At 39.0% G+C, this 8,004-nt stretch carries 8 protein-coding genes and 1 pseudogene; 3 read left to right on the top strand and 6 right to left on the bottom strand.

Going from position 1 to position 8,004, the window contains the following annotated elements; genetic code table 11:
- The 6 genes and pseudogenes from B4237_RS07085 to ispH form a co-directional block, all read right to left on the bottom strand.
- Positions 1 to 663, bottom strand: a pseudogene (locus B4237_RS07085) (hypothetical protein); the annotation flags it as partial.
- A 9-nt stretch (positions 664 to 672) separates the two neighbouring features.
- Entirely contained in the window at positions 673 to 1,428 is a 756-nt protein-coding gene (locus B4237_RS07080) for a pilus assembly PilX family protein (protein WP_286942442.1), read from the bottom strand.
- A 10-nt stretch (positions 1,429 to 1,438) separates the two neighbouring features.
- Positions 1,439 to 2,437 carry a PilW family protein gene (locus B4237_RS07075; protein ID WP_286942440.1) on the bottom strand — a complete coding sequence of 333 codons (999 nt, stop codon included), beginning with the start codon at positions 2,435 to 2,437 and terminating at the stop codon, positions 1,439 to 1,441.
- A gap of 1 nt (position 2,438) precedes the next feature.
- Entirely contained in the window at positions 2,439 to 2,942 is a 504-nt protein-coding gene (gene pilV, locus B4237_RS07070; protein ID WP_104473457.1) for a type IV pilus modification protein PilV, read from the bottom strand.
- Positions 2,939 to 3,475 carry a pilus assembly FimT family protein gene (locus B4237_RS07065; RefSeq protein ID WP_286942437.1) on the bottom strand — a complete coding sequence of 179 codons (537 nt, stop codon included), beginning with the start codon at positions 3,473 to 3,475 and terminating at the stop codon, positions 2,939 to 2,941. The genes pilV and B4237_RS07065 overlap by 4 nt, the downstream gene beginning before the upstream one ends.
- Before the next feature lie 140 nt (positions 3,476 to 3,615).
- Positions 3,616 to 4,566 carry a 4-hydroxy-3-methylbut-2-enyl diphosphate reductase gene (ispH, locus tag B4237_RS07060; protein ID WP_286942435.1) on the bottom strand — a complete coding sequence of 317 codons (951 nt, stop codon included), beginning with the start codon at positions 4,564 to 4,566 and terminating at the stop codon, positions 3,616 to 3,618.
- A gap of 102 nt (positions 4,567 to 4,668) precedes the next feature.
- Between ispH and gmk the strand changes: the two genes are divergently transcribed.
- From gmk to B4237_RS07045, 3 genes are all read left to right on the top strand, one after another.
- The gene (gene gmk, locus B4237_RS07055) at positions 4,669 to 5,292 is read left to right on the top strand and encodes a guanylate kinase (protein ID WP_004877791.1); all 624 of its coding nucleotides are present in this window, start codon (positions 4,669 to 4,671) and stop codon (positions 5,290 to 5,292) included.
- Between the two features lie 69 nt (positions 5,293 to 5,361).
- The gene (gene rpoZ, locus B4237_RS07050) at positions 5,362 to 5,640 is read left to right on the top strand and encodes a DNA-directed RNA polymerase subunit omega (protein WP_004877793.1); all 279 of its coding nucleotides are present in this window, start codon (positions 5,362 to 5,364) and stop codon (positions 5,638 to 5,640) included.
- A 209-nt stretch (positions 5,641 to 5,849) separates the two neighbouring features.
- Positions 5,850 to 7,955: a RelA/SpoT family protein gene (locus tag B4237_RS07045; RefSeq protein ID WP_286942433.1), complete on the top strand. Its 2,106-nt coding sequence runs from the start codon at positions 5,850 to 5,852 to the stop codon at positions 7,953 to 7,955.
- Positions 7,956 to 8,004: the final 49 nt, after the last annotated feature.

Raw genomic sequence — 8,004 nt, 5'->3', positions numbered from 1 at the left:
ATAAGGGAAAGTTCCAATTCCGATTTTTACATCAGACTTAATCCCTTCTCCCGTGTCTTTATTATAAACAGGCATAGTTGCTAAAGTATACAAAGCATCTTTTAAGCGGCTCATTCGATCATAAAACTTATCATTACGAGTTAAGGTTTTATAAAAGTACTGAGACCCTCCTTGCCATCCACCCGTAAAACCAGTTATATCTGGTAAACCATCAATTTTAACAAAACAACTATCTGACACTGAAACTGTACCAATAGGACATTTATACCATTGTGAACCAGTTTTTTTATAATAATAAGCTTCTATAGAGCTATTCGAATTGAAGTAACAGTATTCACGAGTATATCCTCCAGATGTATTTTCTGTATTTCTATACATAGTTCTATAATCTGTTAACCCTTTAGGCAAATCACAAGCTGAGGCACCTGCTGCTGTTACAGACATACTCCCCGACGTATCCAGCATCATTACCACCACACCAGAACCTGCATTCGAGTTTGGTTTAGTATAAATTTCAATATCACTGGCGTAACTGGTACTGCTTTGAGCAATAAGCAAGGTCATTGCACCTGCCAAAGTACTTAACTTGAACTTATGCCCAAATTCTTTAGCTCGTGCCTTCACATCTAGCACATTAGCCTGATGATTTTTTAAAGTTTTCATATTCATCTCCTAAGAGGCTTTCAGTGAACGCAAACTGTATTCCATATCTTGAGTACTATATGGAACATTATTTCTTGCCAAACAATCGGTCACGGTATCGTTTTCAACCAAAGGATCAACAAAACTGGTGTGATTTTTCAAACAATTATTGACTTGTTGAACACTGGCTGAACTTAAATTTGGAAGTAAAGAGGTTGCAGTAATCACCACACGCTGAATTCCCGTACCCTTTGAGCTTTCTTTGTCATCGCCTTCCATCATGTGTTCCCAATCTCGATCCGTATCTGCCGCACGCACAGTAACCTGAGTCATTACAGCTTGGCGACCACTGATAAAATCACCACGAGTTGTTTGACAAAAACCATTTTGTCCTAACTCGGTATTTACAATTTTCTTATTCTGCCAATACACAGAACTTGCAATACGACTCCCAGAAAAGTTATCTGCCACACTGCCCCGCACACAAAATACTAACTCTTTACCTTTATTTTCGGGACGTAGCGCATAAGCCAACATGCCATCACCAATACGCATTTGAGCAAATTGCAAAGCATTACTGGTTTTATTTTCTAAAGTAAAAAATACCGAATCACTGTTTTGAACTAACAATGAGCTTGCTTGAGCATTGGTCGAAATATTCAAAGAGGTAATACTGGAGCGAATTGCCCATGTACCCGCAATTGCAATCACAATCAGCATCACCAATACAACAATAAGTACTGAACCATTTTGGGAGTGTCTATGATTTACTTTTGGTAGATTCATTCTCAACTCCTTACTTCTCGATACCGAAACCATTACGTATCGCAATGGTTTGTGTAACTACATTTCGCATATACAACTTATTTTTGTCATGTGGAATTAATTTCGCCCCTGTATCCCCAGTATTTAAAACTTGATATTCTTTATCAGCATTAAATAAGTCATTATTTCCCACGGTATTATTAGAACGAACTAACAGCCCTACTTTGACTGCGACAATCTGCGGTTTCACGGCACCCGTAAGCTTTTTATAATCATCAATTGAAATTTGACCAAAACAATCTAACTGCCCATCTGCATCTGCAGCTGCCGAACAAGTGCTGTTCATTCCATCTCTGGCAACAACCAATTGCACACTTAAATGATCGACTCTAGGAATCATAATTTGGCCATCACCAGATAAATCAATTTCTGCAGGCTCATCCCCCATATAGCTAAAAGCTTTACACGCTAAAGCCAATGGTTTATTTGGGTCATTTCTATTGGTATCACTTCTTAAAAAATAACGCTGTACCACATACGCATCTCTCACAATTTCGCGACCCTCACAGTCAAACCGATTACCCATAGAGTTTTTATATTGAATCACCAATTGGTCACTTGCTTGCCCCACTAAGTTAGATGAATCACTTACCGCACCCTCAGACAAAGCATTTTTAAGTGTAATGTCTAAAGTTGTAGTAGGTTTTCCATCCTCATCAGTCTTAAATTTTTGGGTGTAGTTGCGTGCGTCCAACACGATTCCCCCATGAAGAACCGTATCGTTAATTATCGGTTCAACCGCATTTAAATTAGCCAAGCGTATTTCACGAACAAATGTTTCCAAGCCAAACAATGAATCATTATGCAAATCAGAAAGTGCCTGTTGAGTAGATACACCTTTTTGCCCTGTTAAAGCCAACTGAATCGCAATTGCACTAACAATCAGCCCTAGGCTAAGCGCAATCATAAGTTCTAAAAGAGTGAAGCCGCTTTGTTTGGAAAATGAAAAAAGCTTTTTATTCAAACTCATTTTAAAAAGCCTCCATAACCAAGCATTTAGAATTCGCTACATATGCTCCAGTCGAAGCATCAATACAAGCATCTAAGTTACTGTCTATATTGGTATCGCCCCAAGCGACATAAATACAGTTCAAACTACTACCAACACAATTATTGATTTTTACAGTATGGCCAACTTCAGCTGCTTTCTCAGTAATCTGACTAGAATCAACCTCTGCCATTTCTTCACTAGAACAATTCGGCAAATAACCTTGCTCACTTCCTACACAGCCACTTTTTTCAGTTTTGGCATTGATTGCTACTTTATACTCAGGTAAGGCCAACCTATTTACCCTCATACGTTCAGCTAAATCACGCGCTATATTAATTGCAATGGTCCGATCTGTTGCCTCATTTGCTGCATCCATAGCTCTCAACTGCAAACCAACAAAGCCTAAAATACCAATAGCTAACAAAAGCAAGGCAACCAAGACCTCTATTAAACCAACCCCTTTTTGCGTATTCATGTTATTCATGAGCACACCCCTGATTCGATTTTTTCTACAGTGCCATTCATTGAAAGTGTAATCGTTCGACTTTGATTTATTTTTGAATTACATAACTCAAATTTAAGCGGTAATAAAACTTCCACTGTTGGAGGATTAGTAGGCGGTGTAGTGGTTAGATCTGTGGTTTGATGTTCATCATAATTTTCATTATCAATTGTTTTTGTTCTCTGCCGCGGAATACCTACTGAACTATAAGTAACATCAGAAAAGTCAACATCATTGGCATTCGAGTTCAGAGCCACATCGTCATATTTGGGTATCCAGTAACGAACTTCTGCTGTGTTTGTTCCACTTTCAAATTTTACCGTCACATTTTTTCTTAAAGTTGTAGCTTGCGCTCGTGCATCACTTAGCACCAAAGACAGCTCACGAATTGAGGTATCTAAATGTCGTTTTGCAATCAAATCCCCAAACGAAGGAGCCGCCATCATCGCGATAATCGCCAACACCGCAATTGTCACCAACAACTCAATTAAGGTGAATCCCCGATTTTCCCCCATCGCTTACACCCAACTCTTTTAAAATTCCTTACTCTATATTAAATTGTATTTTTACAGAACCAATACAAAGCAGATAAGCACCCAAAAAAAACGGATGGAGTGTTATCCATCCGTTTTGAGTTCACATTTTTCTATACAAATTAGGCCTGTATCACCTGTATACGCAACTCTTTTGGTAGACTAAACGTAATATTTTCCTCGCGACCTTGTAACTCTTTTGGAGGAGTTGCCCCCCAATCTTGTAAACGCTGAATTACTTGTTTAATTAGTATTTCAGGCGCTGATGCTCCAGCAGTCACACCAATCTTACTATCCTGCTGAAACCACACTTTTTCAAGCTGATCAGCATTGTCTACTAAATATGCAGATTTCCCCATCCGCTCAGCAAGTTCGCGCAAACGATTTGAATTAGATGAGTTTGGAGAGCCTACGACAAGCACTACATCACATTGTTCAGCCAAATCACGCACGGCATCTTGGCGATTCTGAGTGGCATAGCAAATATCATCTTTGCGTGGCCCTTGAATCTTGGGAAACTTAGCTCTTAACGCATCAATAACTTTTGCAGTATCATCGATTGAAAGCGTTGTTTGAGTAACAAAAGCCACCTTTTCGGGGTGTCTAATCACCAACTCATCAACATCTTGCTCATCTTCAACCAAATAAATCTGACCACCTTGAGACTTATCATACTGCCCCATCGTACCTTCAACTTCTGGATGGCCTTCATGTCCAATCAAAATCGCCTCAGTCCCTTCACGTGCATATTTAGTCACTTCGATATGAACTTTGGTGACCAAAGGACAGGTTGCATCAAATACTTTTAAGCCACGACGCTCAGCTTCTTGCTGTACTGCTTTAGAAACACCATGTGCGCTAAAAATCACAATAGAGTCATCTGGTACTTGATCTAATTCATCAACGAAAACTGCACCACGCTGACGTAAGTCATCAACTACAAACTTATTATGAACCACCTCATGCCGAACATAAATCGGTGGATTAAAACATTCCAATGCCCGATTGACGATCGCTATAGCACGGTCAACACCAGCACAAAAACCTCGTGGATTGGCCAACACGATTTCCATAACATCCTCTCTCATGATCTGAATATTTACACCAAACTATTTCGTTTAATGGTGCGCTACACTACAATAGCCAAGATATTTTATCATATCAGGAAAAATATCATGTCGGGTCTATTGTTTGTCGTTTCTGCTGCCTCAGGAACAGGCAAAACATCTTTGGTTAAAGCCCTACTCGATCGAGTCAGCAATTTACACGTTTCTGTCTCACACACAACACGCGATCAACGTCCTGGTGAACTCGATGGTGTTCATTATCATTTTACCAGCAAAGAAACATTTTTAGCTCAAGTTGAACAAGGTGGTTTTATCGAATACGCAGAAGTATTTGGAAATTACTACGGCACATCACAAGCTAAAGTTAAAGAACAGCTGCAACAAGGTCATGATGTTTTATTAGAGATTGACTGGCAAGGTGCAGAACAGGTTCGCAGACTTTTTCCTGAATCAAAACAAATCTTTATCCTTCCACCAACACAATATGACTTAAGACAACGTCTGTCTAATCGTGGCACAGATTCAGTGGATGTAATTGAACACCGTCTTAGTTGCGCAGTGGAAGATATGCGTCATTTTTCCAATTTTGATTATGTCATCATCAATGATGATTTCAACAAAGCAGTACATGATCTAGAAGCAATCATCACCGCAAACCGTTTAGTTACCTTGCAACAAAGCACTCGCCATCAACAGTTGATCGAAAACTTAATTACCCTCAATCGCGAATAACTTGAGTCTTGGATAAAAGCCTTTTATACTATTTAGTCTTTCAAATGTGATGTTCAAACGAGACAACTTATGGCACGTGTAACCGTTGAAGATTGTTTAGACCATGTAGATAACCGCTTCGAGTTAGTACTGGTAGCGAGTAAACGTGCACGTCAATTAGCACGTCAAGGTATGGAACCAACTGTTGAGTGGGATAATGACAAACCAACCGTGGTTGCATTACGTGAAATCGCAGTGGGTCATGTCACTAAAGATATTTTGAAACAACGTGATCAAGACTACCAAACTTCAAATCTTGATATGGTACTGTCTACAAACTCATTAAATTTAGAAGGTTTTACTTTTTAAGTAAAACAACCTTTGCTTAGAAGCCCATTGTGAAGACACTGGGCTTTTTTGTTTATTGAAAAATTCGGGCTTATATTGGTAAAAACAATATACTTCATTGAAAAAATTTACGATTTTTCATAACGAACAAATTGACAAGTTTATCAATATGCTTTTCATTAGAAGCTAAGCTACTCATTACTGAATTCATGTTATAAAAGGTGTTTTTTATGCCAGGCGAAGAGGTCAGCCAAGCCAAGCAACAACTTAAAGTTATCGTTGATGCCTATCTACAAGATAGTGACGTTCAACAAGTGCTTGCTGCCTGCGATTTCGCTGATTTGGCACATAGCGGCATTACCCGTAAGAGTGGGGAACCCTATGTATTACACCCTATTGCTGTCAGTTGTATATTAGCTCATATGCGTCTCGACGCAGATACACTTATGGCAGCTTTATTACATGATGTGATCGAAGATACCGAATTTACCAAAGATGAAATTGGGCAAAAATTTGGAATTGTCGTTGCTGAACTTGTTGATGGTGTAACTAAACTTAGCCATTCAAGTGATAAGGAATATAACAAAGCAGCTTCATTTCGAAAAATTCTTCAAGCGACCTTACAAGATCCGCGTGTCATTATTATTAAATTAGCAGATCGCTATCACAACATGACGACGCTTGATGCATTGCGCCCAGACAAACGTGCACGTATCGCCCAAGAAACCTTTGATATTTTTGTGCCAATGGCTCGTCTCGTTGGTATGAATGAGATGGCCGACAATTTAGAACATCTTTGCTATCAGAATCTTGATTTAGATATGTTTAATGATGTTCAGTCAGCATTGTTAGAAACTAAACCTAAACGCTGTGAGTACCAAGCTGTTTGGGAGCAGAAACTCTCAGACTTACTCGATACTTACGACATTAAAGGCCGCATTAAAAAGAAAAATAACAATATTGAATTGCTGCGCCACTTTGTGAAAAATGAAATTGATTTAAACGAACTCAGCCATAGTCATGCTTTCGAAATTATTCTGCAAAGCATTGCTGACTGTGACCGTTTAGTTGAAGCACTTAAAGCTAATTTTCAAGTATTACAATATAAAGATTATATTCGCCGCCCTCTACCCGGTGGTAATCAATCATTAATGATCAAATTAAAAGGTGAGAAAACCACACTTTCTCTCACTATCCAAACAGAGCTGATGCGTAAAGCTGCCCGTTTTGGCGTGGTACTTGGTGAAAATGCACCTCAAGCTTGTCGATCAGCGATTCAAGCCTCTATGCAGAATTTAAACACTTTAATTGATAGTGATTGTGCAAAAACCACCTTTAGTGATCTATTAGATTATTTACACCAAGAGAAGATTTGGGTGTATACGCCACACGGTCAACTTCATGAGTTACCCCAAGGTGCAACCGTTGTAGATTTCGCATATTCGGCAAGCTTATTTTTAGGCAACCACGCTGTCGGTGCTAAAATTGATGGTGAAATTCGCCCTCTCTCAACGCCATTGCATAGTGGACAAGTAGTTGAGATTATTACAGATGTTCTGGCCACACCAAATCCAGACTGGCTGAGCTTTATCAATACGCAAAAAGCACGACGTGCATTACAAAATATGCTGCGAGATCAAGATATTGAAGAGCAACGTTTAGTCGGCCAACAAGCATTGAATCGAGCTTTAAAATTATTTAATCGCTCCATTAATGATCTCTCACCAAATGACTGGATCAATGTCCTTGAATGGCGTCATTTAAGTAGTAAAGATACTTTATTCGAGCAAATTGCAGTGGGTGATTTATTACCTCAACTCGTTGCTAACCATCTGTTTGCACAAGATTATCATTCAAATCATCACGAGACATCTGAGCGTTTGATTTTAGGTACAGATGGTGTAGATGTAAAATATGCACATTGTTGTAATCCAGTCTTAGGTGATCCAATCCAAGGACATCTTTCTCGTCGTGGATTAATTGTACATCGCTCACGTTGCCGCAACTTATTGCATGAACAACACCTTCACCCTGAAAATATAATGCCACTACACTGGCAAGCAGAAGAAATAGATGATGTCCGTTTCAGCGCTTATCTCTGTATCCATATGGCAATGAATGATGAACAAATATCAGATTTGATTTATCAGTGCCGTAAAGCAAAAACTGGGGTCGAAATGGTCGAATCCCAAGATCAAAAAACCTATGTCAACATCGTTGTAAGTAATCGAAATCAAATCGCCCAAATCATTCGTGATTTACGTATGCATTTTGGTTTTCCACGAATCGAACGTCTCAATATGCCCATTGTGCAAGCAGATGTCGCTAAAGTCTGATCACACTTTCCTTAGTTAAAATATTTATCACTTTTATATCAAAAGTATA

The organism is Acinetobacter sp. UBA6526 (assembly GCF_002434875.1).
GTDB classification, from domain to species: domain Bacteria; phylum Pseudomonadota; class Gammaproteobacteria; order Pseudomonadales; family Moraxellaceae; genus Acinetobacter; species Acinetobacter venetianus.
Note: the sequence above shows the minus strand (reverse complement) of the source record. Positions and strands in the feature narration are given on the sequence as shown.

What these genes read in the sequence shown, in the direction of transcription:
- rpoZ (WP_004877793.1), top strand. Translation starts at nt 5,362, where the DNA reads ATGGCACGTGTAACCGTTGAAGATTGTTTAGACCATGTAGATAACCGC.
- B4237_RS07075 (WP_286942440.1), bottom strand. Translation starts at nt 2,437, where the DNA reads ATGAGTTTGAATAAAAAGCTTTTTTCATTTTCCAAACAAAGCGGCTTC.
- B4237_RS07080 (WP_286942442.1), bottom strand. Translation starts at nt 1,428, where the DNA reads ATGAATCTACCAAAAGTAAATCATAGACACTCCCAAAATGGTTCAGTA.
- gmk (WP_004877791.1), top strand. Translation starts at nt 4,669, where the DNA reads ATGTCGGGTCTATTGTTTGTCGTTTCTGCTGCCTCAGGAACAGGCAAA.
- pilV (WP_104473457.1), bottom strand. Translation starts at nt 2,942, where the DNA reads ATGAATAACATGAATACGCAAAAAGGGGTTGGTTTAATAGAGGTCTTG.
- B4237_RS07045 (WP_286942433.1), top strand. Translation starts at nt 5,850, where the DNA reads ATGCCAGGCGAAGAGGTCAGCCAAGCCAAGCAACAACTTAAAGTTATC.
- ispH (WP_286942435.1), bottom strand. Translation starts at nt 4,566, where the DNA reads ATGGAAATCGTGTTGGCCAATCCACGAGGTTTTTGTGCTGGTGTTGAC.
- B4237_RS07065 (WP_286942437.1), bottom strand. Translation starts at nt 3,475, where the DNA reads ATGGGGGAAAATCGGGGATTCACCTTAATTGAGTTGTTGGTGACAATT.